The organism is Halalkalicoccus sp. CGA53 (genome assembly GCF_036429475.1).
Lineage (GTDB): Archaea > Halobacteriota > Halobacteria > Halobacteriales > Halalkalicoccaceae > Natronorarus > Natronorarus salvus.
On sequence record NZ_CP144125.1, the window covers coordinates 3,587,826 to 3,608,064 of the forward strand.

The window sequence follows — 20,239 nt, forward strand, 5'->3', positions numbered from 1 at the left end:
CTGAACCGTGAATTAAGTACCGCGTAAGTATGTGCTGAGCCGCTCATAACTGGAGTATGAAACGTCGGGCCCTCCTTACCACCGCAGGTCTCGGTCTGGTCGGTGTCGCAGGATGTGTCGCAGACGACGCCGGGAGCGGATCGGGCGGGAACAGCAGCGACGACCCGGAGGAGACGCCGACCGAGACGCCGGACCGGGACGACGAGGGGAACGACGACGCGGAAGACGACGGGGACGACAACGGTGACGAGGAGGGCGAAGCCGACGACGACGGGGCGGCAGACGACGAACAGGTCGGCGACGGCGACGGCGGCGAGACCGACAACACCCCGTCCGGAAGCGCCGCCGCCCGGGACGTGATGGTCCAGCCGCGGATGGGCGATCCGGCCGAGGCCACCGCGACGATCGTCGAGTTCACGGACCCGGCGTGTGACGTCTGCCGGTCGTTTCACGCCCGCACGTTCCCGCAGGTCGTCGAGGAGCTGGTCGAGCCGGGCGATGCGGCGTACGTGGCCCGGGTCTACCCCACGGGTCGGGGGATCTGGCCCGAGGTCGCCTCGAAGGCGCTGCTCGCCACCTGGGACCAGCAGGGGGAGGTCTTCTGGGAGCTGTTGCACTTCTACTTCCAGAACCAGAACTCGCTCAACCGGAACAACATCGACGACCGAACCCGGGAGTTCCTCGCGGAGTTCGACGGGGTCGACGGCGACGAAGTGGTGCAAGCGGCCCGCGGCGGCGAGTACGACGAAGCGTTCGACGTGAACGTCAGCGCCGGGCAGAACGCCGGAACCGGGCGGACGACGCCGTCGTTCTACCTCTTCCGCGACGGACAGTACGTCACCCGCGTGACGGGCCACCAGAACGTGCGCGTGTTCAGGAGCGCGCTGGAGCTGTAATGGTCTCCTGGCTCCCCACCCGGGCGGCGGACTGGCGCGTCACGGGCCGTGCGGTCGGCCTCGTCCTCACGATCCCGATGTACGCCGCGCTCGCGGTCGTCGCCGGACTCGTCGGCCTGACCACACTGGTCGTCGCGGAGAACGTCCCGCTCGTCCGCGACCTGGTGATCTCCGGGCCGCTCCCGATGGACGCGCGGTTCGAGCTGTTCACGTCGCTGTACCCGTTCGTCGGTGGGATGACCGATCCCCTCGCTGAGGCGATACTCCTCGTGATGAGCGCGCTCATCGGGATCAACCTCGCGGTGCTCGTCTACCACCTCAGAGAGCACGACGTCTCGCTCTCCGGGGGCTCGGGCAGTATCGGCGCGGTGACGCTCGGCGCGCTCGGTGCCGGCTGTGCAGCGTGTGGCTCCGTGTTGCTGATGGGCGTCCTCGGGCTGTTCGGCGCGACCGGGCTCGTCGCGCTCATGCCCTACGACGGCTACGAGCTGACGGTGCTCGCAGTCGCGGCGCTCGTGCTCTCGACGGTCTGGCTCGCGAAGGGGATGCGTGGCGGGGAGATCCGCGGCTGTCCGGTCGATCCACGGTGAGCGCTCGACGGCCGACCGGGCCAAACTATATGGCCGCCATCGACGTGTGACGAACGACTACGATGGAGTATCCAGATCCGAGTCACGGACCCCGGCTCCTCGTCTCCCCCGGGAAAGTCGCGATAGGGACGGGTGCGGTCGAACGCGCCGGGGAGTACGCCTTCCTCTACGGACGACGGGCGCTCGTGGTCGCGACCGAGCAGATCTTCGAGATCCACGGCGACCGCCTCCTCTCGGTGCTCGACGACGCGGGGGTGGAGGTCGTCACGTACACCTCGGTCCAGCCGGACCCGACCGTCGAGAACATCGAGGCGGCCCACGAGCGCTGGGAGTCCGAAGGCTGTGACGTGATCGTCACGCTCGGCGGTGGGTCGTCGATCGACGCCGGCAAGGGCGTCGGCATCCTCGCGACGAACGACGGGGAGCTCCGCGACTTCGGCGTCGACCGCGCGGGCTACGAGGGCGTCCCGAACCCGACGCCGCCGCTGATCGCGGTGAACACGACGACGGGAACCGGGAGCGAGGCGACCCGGTCGGTCGTCGTCACCGACGAGGCGAACGCGACGAAGTTCCTGATCGTCTCCCAGAACGTCGTCCCGGACGTCGCGATCGAGGACCCCGAACTCGTCCGCAGCTTACCGAGGAGCCACACCGCGTTCACGGGGATCGACGCGCTCACGCACGCGATCGAGGCGTTCGTCTCCGTGAAGGCCTACAGCGTCTCCGACGACTTCGCGCGCAACGCCATCCGCCGGATCGCCGACTCGTTCGCGAAGTCCTGGGCGAACGGCGACGACCTCGAGGCGCGTTCGGAGATGCTCGTCGCTCAGCTCCAGGCCGGACAGGCGTTCACGAACTCCTCCGTCGCGCTCGTCCACGGGATGGCCCGTCCGCTCGGCGCACAGCTCCACCTCCCACACGGCCTCGCGAACGCGATCCTCCTGCCGTACGTCATGGAGTTCTCGGCGATGGCCGCACCGGAGAAGTACGCGGAGATCGCCCGGATCTTCGAGATCGCGGGCGAGGAGACGCCCGACAGGGTCGCGGCGGACCTCGCGAGCGAGGCGGTGCTCGACCTCTGTGCGGACGTCTCGCTCACCTCGTATCTCGACGAGTTTGGCGAGATACCGACGCGCGAGGGGTACCTGGAGGTCGTCCCGAAGATGGCACAGGACGCCCTCGACTCCGGCTCGCCCGAGAACAACCCGCGAAAGCCGACGAAGGCGGAGATCGAGGCGCTGTTCACCGTCGTCTACGACGACGCGCTCGATCCGGAGGGGCCCCGTCGGTCGTAGGTCGGAGCGGTCGTGCGGGGTCGAACCGAGCCGTCTATACGGCGTCGTCCGTCGGACAGTGTGGACAGGGGTCGATACGGAGGAGCTTCCCGCAGCCCTCGCAGTACCACTTCGGATACTGGCGGTCGGGGTGGTTCGACGCTGCCATGGTACGACGATGCACGGCCGAGTTATAAACGACCGCCTTCCGGCGAAAGTGGTCCGGTCGGTCGGAGAGCGAGCGAACTGCTCCGATAGAGTTATCCGAGCGCACGAGAGCCACGACGGATGGGCCGTCTCGAGTTCGACGTCGAAGGAACCGTGTTCCGTGGCGAGTTGCTCCCCGAGGAAGCGCCCGAGTCGGTCGCCGCCCTCCTCGACGTCTTACCTCACGAATCGACGCTCAAACACGTCCGGTGGAGCGGCCACGCGACCTGGGTGAACATCGACGAGGTCGACCTCCCCGAGATCCCGCGCGAGAACCACACCGTCTACCCCTCCCGGGGTGACGTGTTGCTCTATCCGGGATACAGGAACGAACAGGAGATCCTGCTGGCCTGCGGGCCGACCTGTTTCAAGAGCCCCGCGGGCGAACTCGCGGGCAACCACGTCGCGACGCTTTCGGCAACCCGCGATGAACTCAGAGCCCTCGAAGAGAGCACGCTCGAGGAGGGCGCGAAGTCGATCACGATCCGCGAGGCGTAGCGAAGCCGGCAATCGCATCGGAGAACCGTCACGGCCTTGGGACCTGTCCTCGTAGACCGGACGAGCCTTCTCCATGACGGCAACGGTGGGGTGGCGGTATCGTCAGACCGTCCTCGCGCTCTGTACGCTCGCGCTCTTCGCGACGATGGTCGCACGGCTGGCGATCAGTCCGCTCGTTCCCGCGATCACCGCGGAGTTCGGCGTCTCGAACGCCATCGTCGGCCTCGCGCTCACAGGGATGTGGCTGACCTACGGCCTCGCACAGTACCCGAGCGGCGTGCTCGCCGACCGCTACGGCGAACGGCCGGTGATCCTCGTCGCCGTCTTCGGAACCGCGCTCGGAAGCCTCCTGATCGCGCTCGCCCCGGGGTTCGTCCTCTTCGCGCTCGCGACGGTCGTCCTCGGCGCGCTCGCGGGGCTTCACTTCAGCGTCGCGACCACCCTGCTCACCCGGACCTACGACGAGGTCGGGACGGCGATCGGACTGCACACCCTCGGCGGCACCGGCGGTGGCCTGCTCGCGCCGATCCTCGCGGCCTGGATCGGCGCGCGCTACGGCTGGCGACTCGGGGTCGCCATCGGCGTCGTCGTCGCGGTCCCCGTCTTCGTCCTCTTCGCGTGGAAGATACGCCCCACCGAGCCACGACGACCCGGCCTCCGGGTCCGAGAACAGTTCGGGCTCGACCCGCTCAAACGAACGCTCTCGCGGCCCCAGATCGCCTTCACCGTCCTCCTCGCCGTGATCATCACCTTCGTCTGGCAGGGCCTGGCCTCGTTCCTCCCCACGTTCCTGATCGACCACCACGACCAGTCGGGCACGCTCGCTGCGACCGTCTTCTCGGTCTTCTTCGTCGTCCAGGGCGTCGCGCAGGTCGGCGTCGGCTCCGTCTCGGACACCTACGGCCGCGATCCAGTGACGCTCGTCTGTCTCGGCCTCGCGGCCGCCGGCCTCCTCGGCCTCGTCGCCGCACCCAGCCTGGGTTGGGTGCTCGTCGCCGTCGTCCTCGTCGGCGTCGGCCTCAGCGCCTTCTCCGCGGTGATGGCCCGGTTCATGGACTGCTTCTCGAGCGAGGAGCGCGGCGCCGGCTTCGGACTCACCCAGGGGGTGAACATGGTGATATCCTCGTCGGGATCGGTCGTCGTCGGTGCGGTCGCCGACCTCGCGGGCTGGTCGGCCTCGTTCGGGGTTCTCACCGCGTTGCTCTCGCTCGCGTTCTGCGCGCTCGCCGCGAACGGGCTGCTGGGACTCGGCTACTGACGTCCCGAACGCCACCGGAGGCCGTCACCGATCGCCGAGGAGCGCGCTCCCGACGACGACGAGCAACAGGAGGCAGACGAGGATCATCCCCCCCTGGGAGACCGCGGCGACCGTCGAGTCGACCGTCCCCCCGGTGAGGAGCGCGAGCACGTCCGGGAGACCGCGAGCGGAGCCGGCGATGCCGACGAGCGCGAGGGCTGCGATCCCGTAGCTCGCGAGTCGCGGCCTGTCCCGACGCCGTCCAGCGACCGCGAGAAGCGCGATCAGGAGACCGAAGAACGCCGGGATGAGGGCCGTGACGCTCGCGAACCCGGAGAGGGTGTAGGAGCCGATACCCAGCACGACGAGGACGCCACCGGCGACGAGGCCGGCGGTCGGGACCGTGGTGGTCGTCTCTGCCATGGCCGACTCTCCGTTCGCGGGTCGCCTGTAGCTTACGGAGACCCGGGAGAGACGGACCAGCACACTCATTACGATCAGGGCACCAGATACCGAAAACAGGGCCAACCATGGAACTCTCAGACGACCTGCTGTGTCTGTTCAGCGCGCCGGTCGAGGAGCGAGCGGGATCGTACGTGATCGAGCTGCCCGAGCGGGAGGTCACGCTCGGGGAGACCGACGCGGACTCGGTGTACCGGGTCGCGGTCCTCGCGCGAGAGGCCGACGTGGCCGACGGGGAGCGAGCGAGCGATCCCGACCGCCGAGAGGCGTCGGCGTCGCACGAGGGACCGACGCCGCCCGTCACCGAGGGCGACGAGCGGGTCGTCGACATCGAGGGGATCGGCGAGCAGGGCGACGGCATCGCGCGCGTCGAGCGGGGATACGTCCTCATCGTGCCCGACACCGAGAAGGGCGAGCGCGTCACCGTCCGGGTCACCACCGTCCGGGAGAACGTCGCGTTCGCCGAGGTCACCGAGCGCGAAGAGTACTACGAGTGAGCCGAACGGGGCGCGAGAGGACAGGTTCAAGCGGGGGGCGTGCGAACCGGTGACGATGAGAACGACAGAGGACCGCGAAGACGGGGACGCGAGACAGATCACGCTCTACCGGCTCCACGGCTGTCCGTACTGCGAACGGGTCGTCAGGCGGCTCGAACGGTACGGACTGGCCTACCGTTCCGTGTTCGTACCGGGCGAACACAGCCGCCGGAACGCCGTCGCCCGCGTCGCCGGGACGCGGTCGGTACCGCTGCTGGTCGACGAGGGGACGGGGGTGACGATGCCCGAGAGCGGCCGTATCGTCGAGTACCTCGATCGGAGCTACGGCGACGAGGAGGTAGAGGAGGGCGACTCGACGTTCCCGTTCGAGGTGGTCCCGTTCCCTCCCTCGAAGCACCCCCAGGAGGGGGAGACGGCGCCCGAGTTCACCCGACCGCTCGTCACGACGGAGGGCTGGGAGGACCGCTCACTCTCGGAGCTCGTCGCCGAGTCGGGCTCGGTCCTCCTCTTCTTCACGCCGCTCGACTGGGGTGGGAAGTCGCTGTACTGGTGGCGGGAGGTCGGACGCCGGGGGTGGGGCGGCGACGACCTGGCGGTGGTCGGGGTCGCGATCGGCCAGCCGTTCGATCACCAGCGGTTCGTCGAGTCCCGCGAGCGGCCGTATCCCCTCTTCTCCGACCCCGCCAACGGCGTCGCCGAGGCGTACGACGTCGTCCACGACCTCGACGGCATGACCGGCGTCTCCGAGCCACGGCCCGCCGTCTTCGTCGTCGGCGAGGACCGCGAGGTCGAGTACGCCTGGGTGGCCGGCGAGTGGCCGGAGGTGCCGCCGTTCGACGAGATAGCGACGGCGATCGAGTCCTGACCGTTCGTACGGACTGCTGTCCCTGGTTACCGCGCAGACCGAGAGGGGGTGCCGGTCCGAGCGGTACGGCCGGACAGCAGTCCGTATCAGTCCGAGGGGAGTTCGGGTAGCATCTCTTCGACGTCGATCTCCTTCGTCCGGTACTCGAGGACGAGCCGGAGGACGACCCAGTAGCCGACGAGGGTGAAGACCACCGCGAGGATGAGGTTTCCGAGCAGCAGTCGGTGGACGATCTCGGGGCCCGCCGAGAGCGAGAGTTCGATCTCGGTCGGAGCGATGCCGGGGACGGGGCCCAGAAGCAGCGTCCCGAGCCAGAAGCTCGCCGCGTAGACACCCCACTTCACGACGGGGTTGAGGACGATGACCGAGGCGAGCAGCGCGGCCTTGTTCACGCGGTCGACGAGAAGGAGGACGGCGGCGAAGACGACGAAACCGGTCCCGAGCGTCGGGAGCGCCGTGATGAATACGCCGAGGGCGAAGCTCCCGGCGACCGCGTGCGGGGACGAGCGCTCGTCGAAGGCGGCTTCGAGTTCGCGGCGGACCTCGGCCCGATACCTCACGAGGCGCTCTCGGACCATCTACCGACAGGTAGCGGCCGAGACGTATAAACTTCCCAGCCGCGGATCTGTCGCCGGGTCGATATCCGATCCGGTGAAGTCGGGAGACGCTGTAGGGGGGGCTATGGCAGATCGAGCAGAACCGACGACCGGTGAGAGCGACGACGGAGAGCACCCGTATCGCGTCGCGGAGATGACCTGGCAGGAGATCGAGACGGCGACCGAACGGACCGCGACGCTTCTGGTACCGGTTGGCGCCACGGAGCAACACGGCCACCACCTCCCGCTCGGCGTCGACGTCTTCATGCCCGAGGCGATCGGCGAGCGCGTCGCCCGAGCGGCTCCCGCGCTGCTCGCCCCACCGGTCTGGTACGGCGTGAGCCCGCACCACACGTTCAAGCCGGGGACGTTCACCGTCTCGAGCGAGACGTTCCGGCGCTACGTCACCGAGCTCTGTGCCTCGACGGCCGACTGGGGTATCGAGCACGTCCTCCTGCTCAACGGCCACTACCTCGCACAGGACCCCGAACTGGAGATCGCCGTCCGCGAGCTTCGCGAGGGCGGTATCGAGGCGTTTCACCTCCCGCTCGTCGAGCTCTTCTCGGACGTGGCCGCCGAGATCCGGAGCGGCGAGACGTCGTTTCACGCCTCGGAGTTCGAGACGAGCATCATGCTCGCGCTCTATCCCGAACTGGTCCGGATGGACCGCGCCGAGCGCGTCGACGTACCTACCGAATCGCTCCCGCTCACCGACTACGACGCGCTCGGCGAGAACCGAGTGGGGTGGTCGCTCACCGCGAGCGAGATGGACGAGCTGACGCCGACCGGGAACCTCGGCGATCCGACCGTGGCGACCGCCGAGACGGGCGAGCGGCTCGTCGACGCCGCGGTCTCGGAGGTCGTTTCGCTGGTGGAGGCGCTCGAGACGAGGGGGTGATCCGTCGTCGGGCCGGAGATCGGTCTCGGGGGCCCTGGGCCGGTGGAGAGTGGGGCGACCGAACGCGATAGCAGAGATTGTAGAAATCGACCGATCCGGACGCTACTCGGTAAAAAAAAGAGCGTCGGACCGACGGGATTATTTATAATGAACGGTAGTGATATAATTGTCGAGAGCCAATGTCAGTCGGGCAAGAGCTGTTGGACGTGCCGTTCCCGGAGATGGTGGCGAGCATGGGACAGGGCATCGCCGACGCACAGAACCAGTTGGACATGAACTCCGTAAAGGTTGCGAAGGTGCTGGCCGAGACGGAGATCGAGGTTGTGCCGGCGATCACGCGGACGATTACGGCCGACGGGGAGGTCGAGTACAGTTCGGCCGATGCGATCGACGTCTCGCTGATACAGGCGGGGATGTTCCCGACGTTCTACCAGTTCAGCGAGGCGACGATCGAGGTGGAGATGGACATCAAGACGACGACCGAGCGGGAGACGAGCATCGACGTCAGCGCCGGGGCGAAGTTCGGCTACGGACTGTGGAGCGCGCGCGTCGACATCGACGTCAGCCACAATCGGAAGTTCGGCAAGGAGGTCCACGGGACGAGCAAACTGAAGACCACGATGGTGCCGGTTCCGGAGCCGCCGTACCTGTTCCCGGAGGTCCTGACGGTGGACAACCGCCCGAGCCCCGATGAGTGATCGGACCACCTCCCGGTGACCCATGCCGATCAGAGTCACCGATCTACAGCGGCGTGCGCTCCCCCTCGAGGGCCGGTCGACCCGAGAGAAGGAGGTGTCGTTCGCGGACCTGGTGTATCTCACCGCCGAGGGGGTTGCTGAGGCACAGACGTAACTCGACCTCTCGACGGCGGAGGTGCTACGGGTGCTCGCCGAGCAGCGGGTGGACGTCGTCCCGCGGGTCACCCGGACGCTCGACGAGGACGGACGGGTGCGAACGGAAGCGGCGGAGCCGGAGAGCCGATCGCTGCTCGAGCTCGGGTTCACCCCGACGCGCTACCAGTTCGAGGAGGCGACGATCGACCTCGAGTTCGACGTACGGGTGACCGAGTCGGAGGAGTCGACGCGCGACGCGGAGGGGCGAGAGCTCCTGCTCCGCGCGGAGACGTACGAGGTCTCGGAACACCGGAAGTTCGCCCGCGAGATGAGCCAGAACGCCTCGCTCAGCGCCCGATTGGTCTCGGTTCCGCTCCCCGTTGAGCTCCTGCCGACCGAGGAGCGGGTGGAGGACCCGGCGACAGACGTCGACGTGCCCGAGGAGCCGGACGAATGATGGGACCCGTGGCGGACGGGGGGCCGTAGCCGTGTCCGACCGGGCGGTCGATCGGTGGGTCTCGCGACCGATGAAAGAGGTGATACGCGAGGTCGCCCGCTCGGTCGCGGAGAGCCAGGAGGAGCTCGACCGGCGGTCGATGGCCGTCCAGCGCGAGATCGAACGGGCGGTCGAGCGCGGCGACCTCCCGTACGAGGTGGACGCGACCTGGCTCCAGTTCTCCGAGGTAGACGTCGACCTGCAGATCGCCGTCTCGCTGGAGGGGAGAGAGGAGACACGCGACGGCGAGCTCCGGGCGATCCGTCCGGGTATTACGGTCGCACCGATCGGGCCGCGATACGCCTCGGCGTACGACGCGAGCGCCGAAGTGACGAGCGACGTCAGACTGAAGATCGTCCAGGTGCCGCCCGAGCGTCGACGGTCATGAGCTCACGCGAGTCCGAACGGGAGCTCGGTGTCTTCGTGCTCGAGGAACTCCCCCGCGTCGACGCCTCGAAGCTCGAGCCCGTCGAGCGCGCGGCGATCGAGCGGGCGGTTCACGACCGCGAGGAGCTACTGGTCGACCTCCAGACGCGACTCGTCGAGCTCCGGGGCGAACGCAACGCCTTCGAGCGACGGATCGAAGCCCTCGAGGGGGAGCGAACGGAACTCCGAGAGCGCCTCGAGGCGATCGAGGAACAGCGGCCGAGACTCGTTCCGACGGAGCTGTTCTCCGAGTTCACGACCGCCGTCGGTGGCGTTCGCGAGGAACTGGAGGGGGCAAGCACCGAGTACACGGTGGGCGACGTCGAGTTCGACCTGAAAGCGAACGTCATCACCTCCGACGATGGAATCCGCTTCCAGCTCCCCTCGCTCGGGGAGACGGTGTCGGCGGGAACGCTCAGCGACGTCCGGTTCACGGTGCGTCGACGCAGCCCGATGGAGACCGCGGCACTCCGCGAGGTGCCCGAAGTCCGGTACCTCCCGCGAGAGGGTGCGATCGAGCGACTGGAGGGTGCTGGGTTCACCGTCGGAGCCGTGGACACGGAGACGACGGACGACGAGGTCCCCGACACCGTCGTCGCGCAGTTCCCCTCGCCGTACTCGGTGGTCCCACCGGAGGTGGAGCCGGTGGTCGACCTCGTCATCTCCGAGCGGGCGGCGAGAGGCGAGGAGGAGCGAGCCATCGAGGAGACCGAACTCGACGCTCCGAAGCGTATCGACGTCAGGGAGATCCCCGGTATCGGACGGGTTCGCGCGGGACACCTCGAGGAGGCGGGGATCACCCGGCTCGATCAGTTCGCCGCGAGCAACCCGGATGAGATGGCAGACGTCCTCGAGGTCACACCCCACCGTGCCGAGCGGTGGATCGAGTACGCCCGCACGCTCCTCTCGAAGGGGTGACCGGGCGTGGATATGGCGAGACGATTCGGGGCTCGTGTCGACGTGACGCGACCGGATCCGACGACCGAGGGTGCGTTCCTCGTCCGGAGCCAAGGGTCCGTCGACCACGACGAATTCATGGGGGCGGTACTGACGTTCCTCGGGACGGCCGATCGACTCGTCGTTCATCACCGCTCCGGGATCGCGGTCGTACGGCTCAGCTACGGTCAGGCACGCCGGCTCCGTGGACACCCGATGGTTTCGCTCGTCGGGAGCGTCGGGTTCGATCCCGACCGGTTCGCCGCGGTGACCGGGATCGCCGTCGACGAGTGAGATCGACCACACCGTTATGTCCGTGCCGGGAGCGGGTGTTCACATGAGCACGGAACGAGTGTTCCTCGCGGAGTTCTCCCACGAGACCAACACGTTCGCGGCGACGCCGACCGGGCGTCGCGATTTCCAGAACAGGGGCGAGTTCTTCGGGAGGGAGGTACTCTCCGAGTTCGAGGGGACGAACTCGACGATCGGCGGGGCCTGCGAGGTGGCCGAGGCGGAGGGCGTCGACCTGCTCCCGTCGGTGAGCGCCGAGGCGACGCCCGGGGGGGTCGTCTCGGCGGACGCCTACGGGTTCTACACCGGACGGATCCTCGACGGCCTCCGGGAAGCGAGTGACGTCGACGGCGTCTTCCTCTCGCTGCACGGTGCGATGGTCCAGGAGGGCGGCGTCGACGGCGAGGGACCGCTGCTCTCGGCGGTCCGGGAGGTCGTCGGCGAGTCGGTCCCGGTCGTCCTCACGCACGATCTCCACGGGAACGTCACCGACGAGACGGTGGCGAACGTCGACGCGCTCGTCGCCTACGAGACCTATCCCCACACCGACATGGGGGAGACCGGCCGCCGTGCGATGGAGCTGCTGGTCGCCGCGATACGCGGCGAGATCGATCCCGTCACCCGGATCGAACGCCCGCCGCTGCTACCGTTCGTCCCGAAAGAGAACACCCGCGAGGGGCCGATGGCCGAGTTGATGGCGGAGGCGAGGAGGCTCGAGGCGAACGAGGGGGTCCTCGAGACGAACGTCCTCCCGGGGTTCCACCAAGCGGACGTGCCGGGAATCGGGTTCTCGACGCCCGTCGTCACCGACGGCGATCCGGCGCTCGCGCGCGAGACGGCGCGCTCGCTCGCCGAGACCGCCTGGTCGATGCGCGAGTCGTTCGTCGGGGAGTACCCGACCCCGGAGGAGGCGGTGCGGGAGGCGAGGCGACTGCAGCGCGACGGCGCGAGCGAGTCGGGCCCGGTCGTGCTGGCCGACGTCGGCGACAATCCCGGCGCCGGCGGGGCGGCCGACGGTACCGTCCTCCTCCGGGAACTGCTCGAACAGGGCGTCGCGAACGCGGGACTCGCGCTCGTCAGCGATCCGGAGGCGGTCGAGCGGGCGATCGAGGCGGGCATCGGATCGCGGCCCACCATCACTCTCGGCGGGAAGACCGACGACCGTCACGGCGAACCGATCGAGGTCGAGGGGTACGTCGCGGCGATCACCGATGGCGAGTTTCGGAACACCGGTCCGATGGCGACGGGAGTTCGGACGAACCTCGGACGGACGGTCAGGCTCCGGATCGGCGACGGTGGAGACGCCACGGTCGAGGTGATCGTCACCGAGAACCGGGTCCAGCCGTACGACGCGGAGATCTGGCGACACGTCGGGGTCCGACCCGAGGGTCTCGGGGTGCTCGTCGTCAAGAGCACGAACCACTACCGCGCCTCGTACGAGCCGCTCGCGAGCGAGGTGATCACGGTGAACAGCCCCGGCCTGGGGGCGATGGACGCCCGTCTGTTCGAGTACGAGAACCTCGACCGCGAGCTCTACCCGATCGACGACCTCCCCGCCGGGGCGTATCCCGACTGGGAGCGGTAGGGACCGACGGTTCCGGAACCCGAACCTACAGATCCCGGCGTCCGTACCGTGGTTCATGGGCGGTTCTACCGAGAACGAAGTGACGAAGGGACGACCCAGGGTGGACGAGGAGGAACTCTACCACCGACTGAACGAGATAGAGACGGCCGTCGACGACCTGCGGTGGTACCACGAGCTGGACGAGTCGGGAACGGTACAGCGGGTCCGGTTCGTCGGACCACCACCGGCGAACACGACCGCCCAGACCGACCAGGAGAAGGGAAACCGGGTCGTGGTTCCGGCGTACGTCTTCGACCCTGAGAGGGCCGACGAGACGAGCGACCCCGCGCCGGGGATCGTCCTCCCGCACGGCGGCGTTCACTCGAACCTCTCGACGCGGTACGTCGGGGTGGTCCGCGAGCTCCTCTCTCAGGGCTACTTCGTGATCGCTCCGGAGTACCGCGGGTCGACGGGCTACGGCCGGAAACACCACGATCTGATCGACTACGGCGGTCTCGAGGTCGAGGACTCGTTCGCGGCGTGCGAGTGGCTCGTCGAACACCGACCGGTCGACTCCGAGAGGGTGGGAATCGTCGGCTGGAGTCACGGCGGGCTCCACGCGCTCATGAACGTCTTCTTCCACCCGGAGGCGTTCGCCGTCGCCTACGCGGGCGTCCCGGTGAGCGATCTCGTCGCCCGGATGGGCTACAAGGACCAGGCCTACCGCGACCTCTACGAGGCCGAGTACCACCTCGGAGAGGCGGCCCACGAGAACCCCGAGGCGTACAGAGAGCGCTCGCCGGTCTGGCACGCCGAGAAGCTGGAGACGCCGCTCCGGATCCACGCGACGCGCAACGACGAGGACGTGAACGTTCTGGAGGTCGAGGCGTTGATCCGAGCACTCTCCGCGGAGGGAAAGGAGTTCGAGTACGAGGTCTACGACGACGCGCCGGGCGCTCACGCGTTCGAACTGCTCGATACGGCGTTCGCGCGAGAGTCCCGCGACCGGATCTACGAGTTCCTCGCGACCTACCTCGATCCGCCCGCTCCGTGAGCGCCGACCGGGGAGGCGAGCGAGAGCGCGAGGACGAGCAAGAGCGCCGCGACGAGACCACAGCCGGCGAGCAACCACCAGTCTGCACGGTAGCCCGAGAGGTCGACGAGCAGACCGAACGCGGGCGGCCCGACCAGCCCGCCGACGAGGGCCATCCGTTCGCCCCGGGCGTCGATCGCCGCACCGACCGGGAGCAGCGAGAGCGCGTAGCCGAGCGAGAGTAGCCCGAGGACGAGGCCGACCTCGGTGTGTGAGGCGCCCCACCCCTCCCTGAGGTACGGCGTCGCGACGTAGAGCCCGTAGTAGCAGGTGCTCGCGGCGACGTGCCAGACGGAGACCGTCACGACGATCCTCGTCGCGCTCGCACGCATCACCGGGAGGCTTTCGACGGGGCCCTATCACTTCGTGTCGGTCGCGTCCGTTGCCCCTTCCGAGCCGATCAGCGGTTCTCCCGCTCCCAGTCGTCGAGCGCCGGCCCATCACCGGGATCGACGGCGGCGAACGCGGCGACGCCGACGACGACCGCGACGAGACCTGGAACGGCGGCGAACGGCGTGTACCCGACCCACCACCCGAGAGACGACGCGAACGTCCAGAGCAGGCCGGAGAGCGCCACACCGACGGCGACCGATCCGGCGCGCGTCGTCCGTTCGAAACGGCGTGTCGCGGCGACGAGCACCGTTCCGAGCGCGAGCCAGGCGGCGGTACCGTAGAGCACGGTCCAGAGTGGAACCAGCGAGACGACGAACGCGATGCCCGTCGCGATCGGCCAGAGGAGGCCGACGAGCAGACAGGCCGTGCCGAGGGTCGCTCCCGGGGAGTTCGTGTCGGTCACGCGGACCGCCCCGGGACGGTCGGGGCCAGCGGCCGGAGAGAGATCACGCGGCCCATCGGTCAGTCGTCGGCGGCCTCGACCGCTCGGCAGAGATCCCGGATCCCCTCGTCGAGCGTGACGGTCGCCTCGAACCCGAGACGCTCGCGCGCTCTCGTCGCGTCGGCGCGGCTGTGGACGATGTCGCCCTGGCGTGCGTCGGTATGGGTGATCTCGGCACCCGATCCGGTCGCCTCGCGCACCAGCTCCGCCAGGTCGCGAACCCGAGTAGCTACGCCCGTCCCGACGTTGAACGCCTCTCCGACGTGGTCGGTCCCTGCGGCCAGCAGGTTCGCCCGGACGACGTCCGAGACGTGGACGAAATCGCGCGTCTGCTCGCCGTCGCCGTGGACGGTGATCGGCCCGCCGGACCGGGCCTGTTCGAGGAACGCCGAGATGACCGCGCTGTACGTGCTGTCGGCCTGCCGTGGGCCGTAGGCGTTGAAGTAGCGGAGGACGACCGTCTCGACGCCGTAGAGGTCGTTGTAGATGGTGGCGTACCGGTCGAGCGCGAGTTTGTCGAGGCCGTAAGGCGAGGTCGGTCTCGTGGGGTGGTCCTCCGCGATCGGTAGCTCCTCGGGTTCGCCGTAGATCGCTGGACTGGAGGCGAGGACGACCCGACAGTCCTCCTCCCTCGCGAGTTCGAGCAGCGAGAGGGTCGCCGTCGCGTTCACCGCGTGGCTCTCCTTCGGGTCCTCGACGGAGAGCGGGACGCTCGCGAGCGCCGCCTGGTGGAAGACGAGGTCGACGTCCTCGATCGCCTCGCGCAGGACCGCCTCGTCGCGGATGTCGCCCTCGACGAGCGTCGCCTCCCCCACGAGGTTCGTCGCTCGACCGCTCGAGAGGTCGTCCACCACCCGGACCTCGTTCTCGGCGCAGAGCGCCTCCGCCAGGTGACTACCGATGAACCCCGCCCCGCCGGTGACCAGTACCGACGTCCCGCGGGGTCCGTGTTCGATCATGCTCCTCGGTTTTCGTCCTGACAGGTATAGGTGTCGTTCCGATCGGTCGGTACGGGCCGCGTGGAGGGATCGACGACGGCTATGGGCCGCATAATAATACAGGCAGAACGGATCGATCGAGACGATGGCCTCCGGCTGGCAGTACCGCATCGGGAGCGTCGCCGGAGTCGTACTCATCGTCGCGGGCACGCTGTTCGTCACGAACACACCGATCGTCCAGCGGGCGTTCGTCGCGGCGGTCCCCCTCTTTCACGACCACCACGTCTGGTCGATCGGCGGCACCCGGCTGGTCGTCACGCTCGTGCTCACCGTCGGCGTCGTCGTCGGCGCGCTCTTGCCGCTGTACAAACCGCAGCCTCGGCGCAAACTCGATACGATCGCGCTGAGCCAGAAGCGAGTGCTGACGGCAGTGTTCGCGCTCGCGACGATCGGCTACTTCAAGTGGTCGGTTCGGTTACCGCGAGCGATGCTGACGATGATCGCGCTCGTACTCCTCGTCGCGATCCCCGCCTGGTTCCTCCTCATCCGTACCGGCCCCGAGACGAACGCCCGCGCGGTCGTCGTCGGCACCGATCCCGACGAGATCCGCTACGCGCTCGCGACCGCTCCGGTGACGGTCCTCGGCTACCTCTCGCCACCGTTCGAGGCTGGAACGGGAGAGCGTGAGGGGACGATCGTCCCCGACGGCGGCGAGACGACCCCCGACGGCGGGAGGGCGACGTTCGCCCGCTCGCGCGCCGAGGTCGGCGAGGTCGGCCCGCCGCTCGACCAGGTCAGACACTTCGGCGGGCTCTCGCGGCTCGAGGACGTCCTCGTCGAACAGGACATCGACACCGTGGTGCTCGCCTTCTCCGACGCCGACCGCGGGGAGTTCTTCGGCACGCTCGACGCCTGTTACGACCACGGCGTGAGCGTCCTCGTCCACCGGAACCACACCGGGGGCGTGCTGCTCACGGAGGGACGCGAGGGTCTCGGCGAGTACGCCGAGGTCGCTCTCGAACCCTGGGACTGGCAGGACTACCTGCTCAAGCGGCTGTTCGACGTCACGTTCGCCGGGGCGGCGCTCGCCGTGCTCGCGCCGGTCATCGCCGTCATCGCCCTCGCGATCAAACTCGACTCGCCGGGGCCGGTGCTCTACGCACAGGACCGCACCGCGGGCTTTGGCGGCACGTTCACCGTCTACAAGTTCCGGAGCATGGTCACCGACGCCGAGGCCGAGACCGGCGCGACCGTCTCCGTCGAGGACTCCGGCGACGTCGACCCCCGGGTGACGCGCGTCGGTCACGTCCTCAGGCGAACGCACCTCGACGAGATCCCACAGCTCTGGTCGATCCTCGCCGGCGACATGAGCGTCGTCGGCCCGCGCCCCGAACGACCGGAGCTCGACGACGACATGCAGCGTGAGGCCTACGACTGGCGCAAACGATGGTTCGTCAAGCCCGGCCTGACCGGCCTCGCCCAGATCAACGACGCCACCGGCCACCAGCCCGAGGAGAAGCTCAACTGGGACGTCGAGTACATCGCCAAGCAGTCGCTCGCCTTCGACGTCGAGATCGTTATCAGACAGCTCTGGATCGTCCTCACAGACGTCCTCGACCTCGCGATCGGACGTTGAGAGGACGACTCCCCCGGGATATCGGAGAGCGCCTCGAGGGGCGCACACCTCCCGCGAGGGCTACCGGTTTAGCACTGGCATAACGATGGGGGAGGCGGGCATCTCCCGAGACAGTCTCCGATGTGTGCAGCGGATCTCTCGCGCCGGGAGAAGGTTCGCGGCCTCTACCGGGTCGCGAGGTTCAGACCGGCGCTGACCGCGTTCATCGTCCTCTTCAGCGCCTTCGCCGCCGTCCTCGAGGGGTTCGGGCTGACGTTCATCATCCCGATCATCGAGGCCGCCCAGGCCGACCCCTCGACCGCCGACGACACCTTCGTCCAGTACTTCCTCCGGGCCTACGAGTTCGTCGGGATCCCGTTCACGCTGGGCTACCTCATCGCGGGCGTCGCGGTCGTGATGGTCACCCGCTACACCTCGACGTTCGTCGTCGCCTGGCTCAGAGTCGCCCTCGAGACCTACTACGTCCGCGACCTCCAGCGCCGGGCGTTCGACAGCGCACTCGACGCCGACGTCGCCTACTTCGACGAGGAGGGCTCGGACGACATCCTGAACGCCATCGTCACGCAGGCGGCCCAGGCCGGAAAGGTGATCCAGTACTTCGTGAAGTTCTTCCAGCAGCTGCTTCTCTGTCTGATGTACCTCGGCATCGCGTTCGTTCTCAGCCCGTCGCTGACCGTCTTCACCGTCGTGATGCTCGGCGGGCTCACCGTGCTCATCCGGTACGTGCTCGAACCCGGCTACACCGTCGGGGATCGGGTCGCAGAGGCGAACGAGCGCATCCAGGAGAACGTCCAGGCGGGCACGCAGGGCATCCGCGACGTGAAGCTCTTCACGATGACCGACGAGCTCTACTCGCGCTTTTCGACCCACATCGACCGCTACACCGAGGCGACGGTCACCCTCGGGCGAAACGAGGCGGCGATCGACAACTTCTACAACCTATCGGCGGCGGTGCTCGTCTTCGTGCTCATCTACGTCGCCGTCGTCTTCACCGGCCTCGAGTTCGGCGCGCTCGCGGTCTTCCTCTTCGCGATGTACCAGCTGGGTCCGCGGGTGAGCATGCTCAACAACTACTTCTACCTCTTCGAGGGAAATCTCGCACACCTGATCCGCACCCAGGAGTTCCTCGACGAGCTAGAGCGCCACGAGGAGCCCGAAGGCGGGCGGTCGCTCTCCACGCTCCCGATGCCGATCCGCTTCGAGGAGGTCTCGTTCGCCTACGAACCCGGTGGTCCCGTCCTCTCGGACGTCTCCTTCGAGGTGGAGGGCGACGAGTTCGTCGCGTTCGTCGGCCAGTCGGGGGCGGGCAAGTCGACGGTCGCCTCGCTGCTCGCACGGATGTACGAACCCACCGGCGGGCGGATCACCGCCGACGGCGTCGACATCGACGAGTTCGACGTCGTGGAGTGGCGCTCGCGGGTGGCGGTCGTCAGGCAGGACCCGTTCGTGTTCGACGACACCGTCCGGTACAACGTCACGATCGGGAACCGCGAGGCGACCCAGGCGGAGATCGAACGGGCCTGCGAGATCGCACACGTCACCGAGTTCCTGAACGATCTCCCGAACGGCTACGAGACCGAACTCGGCGACGACGGCGTCCGGCTCTCCGGCGGCCAGCGCCAGCGGATCGCCCTCGCTCGTGCGCTGCTGAAGGAAGCCGACCTCCTGATCCTCGACGAGGCGACGAGCGACCTCGACACTGGGATCGAAAAGCGAGTCCACCGCGCGATGGAGGAGATGGAGCGGGACTACGCGATCGTCGCGATCGCACACCGCCTCTCGACGGTGCGGGGTGCGGACCGGATCTACACGCTGGAGCAGGGTCGGATCGTCGAGGAGGGACGTCACGACGAATTGCTCGACTCCGGCGGGACGTACGCGGAGCTCTACTCGATGCAGTAGTCGTCTCGACGGACCAAGCGGACTTCGGTCAGTCGTCCGAGCCGGTCTCGTCGTCTCCGCCGGTCGCCTCCTCTCCATCGACTCCGTCCCCGCCGTCGTCGCCTTCGGGTCCGTCGTCGGGGCCGTCGCTCCCGTCCTCGGAGCCCTCGATTTCGTCGGGTTCGGTGGAGTAGTCCTCACCGTCCTCCCCGCCGTCGTACTCCTCGTCGCCGTAGAGGACCGCGGTCCCGGTCGCGACCGGCCGGATCAGGTAGCGGTTCGTCCGCCCGCGTCGAACCGGGGTGAAGTCGGCGACGAACGTCGTCCGTTCGTTCTCCCGGATCTCGAACGTCTCTGGGAACTTCAGCCCCGCATTTCCGGGCGTGTCGACCTCGACCACCTCCCCGTCGACGAGCGTCCCGCGCACGTCCTCGACTACGAGGTGGAGCCCACCGTAGGACCCGACGTCGATCTCCCGTTCGTCCACCAGCTGCGTGTTCGTCCCCTGCAGGTCGACCAGGTCGGCCTCCTGGGGCTCGTCGAACTCGAGGTAGAGCCGACCCGATCCCGGCCCGTCGACAGCCCCGTCGTCCTCGGACTCCTCCCCACCGCCCGACTCGTAGTCATCCGTTTCGTCGTCATCGCCCATCTTCTCCCCGGAGCCTCCGCCGCCCTCCGAGCCGTCGTCGACCGCGTCGTCCTCCAACCGTTCCCAGCCGTCGTCCTCGGCACCGTTCGATCCCTCGTCGTTCACTGCCTCGTCGTCGGTACCGTCTTCCTCGGCCGTGTCATCTGCGTCCGATCCGGTCTCGTCTCTACCCCCGCTCGTCCCGCCGGGGAGCACGTACGCCCCCGTGACGGTGACGACACACGACTCGAAATCGTCGATGTCCCCCGGCTGGTCCGTAATGGCGGTCGCGAACGTCCCGGTGGGAGTGTCACCGCCGTCCGATCCACCCTCGACCTCGTCTCCCCGATCGTCAGTTCCGCCGCGCTCCTCCCCGCCTTCCCCGACGTGTTCCGGATCCCCCGTCCCGAGACAGCCCGCCAGTACTCCGCTCAGTCCGACGCCCACGAGCCCGGTCCGTTCGATGTACGTCCGTCGTCTCATGGGCGTTCGAACGTCGGGAAAGAATATAAAAACTGATGTTCTTTATTCTGGAACTAACAAGTTTTTCGTCGTCCGGCTCCGAGAGCGAGCGGCTCGGTTCGATCGATCCGCATCCCCGCTGCCGATCCGACACACGGCCGTCCCCAGTCAGCCCACGTATCGGGCGAAGAATAGGTCCC

Annotated in this window: 24 protein-coding genes; 18 read left to right on the forward strand and 6 right to left on the reverse strand. The window is 68.2% G+C overall.

The window, feature by feature from the left end; all coding sequences use genetic code 11:
- Positions 1–56 precede the first annotated feature (56 nt).
- The 5 genes from V2L32_RS20115 to V2L32_RS20135 all read left to right on the forward strand — a co-directional run bounded on the left by V2L32_RS20115 (position 57) and on the right by V2L32_RS20135 (position 4,723).
- Positions 57–896 (forward strand): DsbA family protein, encoded by an 840-nt coding sequence (locus V2L32_RS20115; RefSeq protein WP_331234400.1) that lies wholly within the window; start codon positions 57–59, stop codon positions 894–896.
- On the forward strand, positions 896–1,486 hold the full coding sequence (locus tag V2L32_RS20120) for a hypothetical protein (protein WP_331234401.1): 591 nt from the start codon (positions 896–898) through the stop codon (positions 1,484–1,486). Before V2L32_RS20115 ends, V2L32_RS20120 begins: the two co-directional genes overlap by 1 nt.
- Before the next feature lie 62 nt (positions 1,487–1,548).
- The gene (locus V2L32_RS20125; RefSeq protein WP_331234402.1) at positions 1,549–2,781 is read left to right on the forward strand and encodes an iron-containing alcohol dehydrogenase; all 1,233 of its coding nucleotides are present in this window, start codon (positions 1,549–1,551) and stop codon (positions 2,779–2,781) included.
- Positions 2,782–3,048: 267 nt separating this feature from the next.
- Complete coding sequence (locus V2L32_RS20130) at positions 3,049–3,465, forward strand: DUF3830 family protein (protein WP_331234403.1); 417 nt, start codon at positions 3,049–3,051, stop codon at positions 3,463–3,465.
- Between the two features lie 73 nt (positions 3,466–3,538).
- Positions 3,539–4,723 (forward strand): MFS transporter, encoded by a 1,185-nt coding sequence (locus V2L32_RS20135; protein WP_331234404.1) that lies wholly within the window; start codon positions 3,539–3,541, stop codon positions 4,721–4,723.
- 24 nt (positions 4,724–4,747) lie between these two features.
- Here V2L32_RS20135 and V2L32_RS20140 read toward each other — a convergent pair whose 3' ends face one another.
- Complete coding sequence (locus tag V2L32_RS20140; protein ID WP_331234405.1) at positions 4,748–5,125, reverse strand: hypothetical protein; 378 nt, start codon at positions 5,123–5,125, stop codon at positions 4,748–4,750.
- A gap of 107 nt (positions 5,126–5,232) precedes the next feature.
- Here V2L32_RS20140 and V2L32_RS20145 point away from each other — a divergent pair, with 107 nt between their 5' ends.
- Positions 5,233–5,661: a TRAM domain-containing protein gene (locus tag V2L32_RS20145; RefSeq protein ID WP_331234407.1), complete on the forward strand. Its 429-nt coding sequence runs from the start codon at positions 5,233–5,235 to the stop codon at positions 5,659–5,661.
- 55 nt (positions 5,662–5,716) lie between these two features.
- Positions 5,717–6,526 (forward strand): redoxin domain-containing protein, encoded by an 810-nt coding sequence (locus V2L32_RS21205; protein WP_409348387.1) that lies wholly within the window; start codon positions 5,717–5,719, stop codon positions 6,524–6,526.
- An 86-nt stretch (positions 6,527–6,612) separates the two neighbouring features.
- On the opposite strand, the gene V2L32_RS20160 is transcribed toward V2L32_RS21205, so the two are convergent.
- Positions 6,613–7,104: a DUF2062 domain-containing protein gene (locus tag V2L32_RS20160; protein ID WP_331234408.1), complete on the reverse strand. Its 492-nt coding sequence runs from the start codon at positions 7,102–7,104 to the stop codon at positions 6,613–6,615.
- A 103-nt stretch (positions 7,105–7,207) separates the two neighbouring features.
- On the opposite strand from V2L32_RS20160, the gene V2L32_RS20165 reads away from it, so the two are divergent.
- The 9 genes from V2L32_RS20165 to V2L32_RS20205 all read left to right on the forward strand — a co-directional run bounded on the left by V2L32_RS20165 (position 7,208) and on the right by V2L32_RS20205 (position 13,620).
- A complete protein-coding gene (locus tag V2L32_RS20165) occupies positions 7,208–8,020 on the forward strand; it encodes a creatininase family protein (RefSeq protein WP_331234409.1) in 813 nt (270 codons plus the stop codon).
- 179 nt (positions 8,021–8,199) lie between these two features.
- The gene (locus tag V2L32_RS20170; RefSeq protein ID WP_331234410.1) at positions 8,200–8,718 is read left to right on the forward strand and encodes a hypothetical protein; all 519 of its coding nucleotides are present in this window, start codon (positions 8,200–8,202) and stop codon (positions 8,716–8,718) included.
- Positions 8,719–8,740: 22 nt separating this feature from the next.
- The gene (locus tag V2L32_RS20175; RefSeq protein WP_331234411.1) at positions 8,741–8,872 is read left to right on the forward strand and encodes a hypothetical protein; all 132 of its coding nucleotides are present in this window, start codon (positions 8,741–8,743) and stop codon (positions 8,870–8,872) included.
- Between the two features lie 30 nt (positions 8,873–8,902).
- Positions 8,903–9,310 (forward strand): hypothetical protein, encoded by a 408-nt coding sequence (locus tag V2L32_RS20180; protein WP_331234412.1) that lies wholly within the window; start codon positions 8,903–8,905, stop codon positions 9,308–9,310.
- A gap of 31 nt (positions 9,311–9,341) precedes the next feature.
- Positions 9,342–9,737: a hypothetical protein gene (locus V2L32_RS20185; protein WP_331234413.1), complete on the forward strand. Its 396-nt coding sequence runs from the start codon at positions 9,342–9,344 to the stop codon at positions 9,735–9,737.
- A complete protein-coding gene (locus tag V2L32_RS20190) occupies positions 9,734–10,693 on the forward strand; it encodes a helix-hairpin-helix domain-containing protein (protein ID WP_331234414.1) in 960 nt (319 codons plus the stop codon). The genes V2L32_RS20185 and V2L32_RS20190 overlap by 4 nt, the downstream gene beginning before the upstream one ends.
- Positions 10,694–10,705: 12 nt before the next feature.
- On the forward strand, positions 10,706–11,005 hold the full coding sequence (locus V2L32_RS20195; protein ID WP_331234415.1) for a hypothetical protein: 300 nt from the start codon (positions 10,706–10,708) through the stop codon (positions 11,003–11,005).
- Positions 11,006–11,048: 43 nt separating this feature from the next.
- Positions 11,049–12,587 (forward strand): M81 family metallopeptidase, encoded by a 1,539-nt coding sequence (locus V2L32_RS20200; RefSeq protein ID WP_331234416.1) that lies wholly within the window; start codon positions 11,049–11,051, stop codon positions 12,585–12,587.
- A 55-nt stretch (positions 12,588–12,642) separates the two neighbouring features.
- Entirely contained in the window at positions 12,643–13,620 is a 978-nt protein-coding gene (locus tag V2L32_RS20205) for an alpha/beta hydrolase family protein (RefSeq protein WP_331234417.1), read from the forward strand.
- Here V2L32_RS20205 and V2L32_RS20210 read toward each other — a convergent pair.
- The 3 genes from V2L32_RS20210 to V2L32_RS20220 form a co-directional block, all read right to left on the reverse strand.
- Positions 13,596–13,991 carry a hypothetical protein gene (locus tag V2L32_RS20210; RefSeq protein ID WP_331234418.1) on the reverse strand — a complete coding sequence of 132 codons (396 nt, stop codon included), beginning with the start codon at positions 13,989–13,991 and terminating at the stop codon, positions 13,596–13,598. The two genes, V2L32_RS20205 and V2L32_RS20210, sit on opposite strands and share 25 nt — an antisense overlap.
- A 68-nt stretch (positions 13,992–14,059) precedes the next feature.
- Positions 14,060–14,455 (reverse strand): hypothetical protein, encoded by a 396-nt coding sequence (locus V2L32_RS20215; protein ID WP_331234419.1) that lies wholly within the window; start codon positions 14,453–14,455, stop codon positions 14,060–14,062.
- Positions 14,456–14,514: 59 nt separating this feature from the next.
- The gene (locus V2L32_RS20220) at positions 14,515–15,453 is read right to left on the reverse strand and encodes an NAD-dependent epimerase/dehydratase family protein (RefSeq protein ID WP_331234420.1); all 939 of its coding nucleotides are present in this window, start codon (positions 15,451–15,453) and stop codon (positions 14,515–14,517) included.
- 124 nt (positions 15,454–15,577) lie between these two features.
- Between V2L32_RS20220 and V2L32_RS20225 the strand changes: the two genes are divergently transcribed.
- Positions 15,578–17,068, forward strand: coding sequence for a sugar transferase (locus V2L32_RS20225; RefSeq protein WP_331234421.1), 1,491 nt, complete (start codon positions 15,578–15,580; stop codon positions 17,066–17,068).
- Between the two features lie 120 nt (positions 17,069–17,188).
- Positions 17,189–18,970 carry an ABC transporter ATP-binding protein gene (locus V2L32_RS20230; protein ID WP_331234422.1) on the forward strand — a complete coding sequence of 594 codons (1,782 nt, stop codon included), beginning with the start codon at positions 17,189–17,191 and terminating at the stop codon, positions 18,968–18,970.
- Positions 18,971–18,998: 28 nt separating this feature from the next.
- Here V2L32_RS20230 and V2L32_RS20235 read toward each other — a convergent pair whose 3' ends face one another.
- Positions 18,999–20,060, reverse strand: a complete 1,062-nt coding sequence (locus tag V2L32_RS20235; protein WP_331234423.1) for a DUF4382 domain-containing protein — start codon at positions 20,058–20,060, stop codon at positions 18,999–19,001.
- Positions 20,061–20,239: the final 179 nt, after the last annotated feature.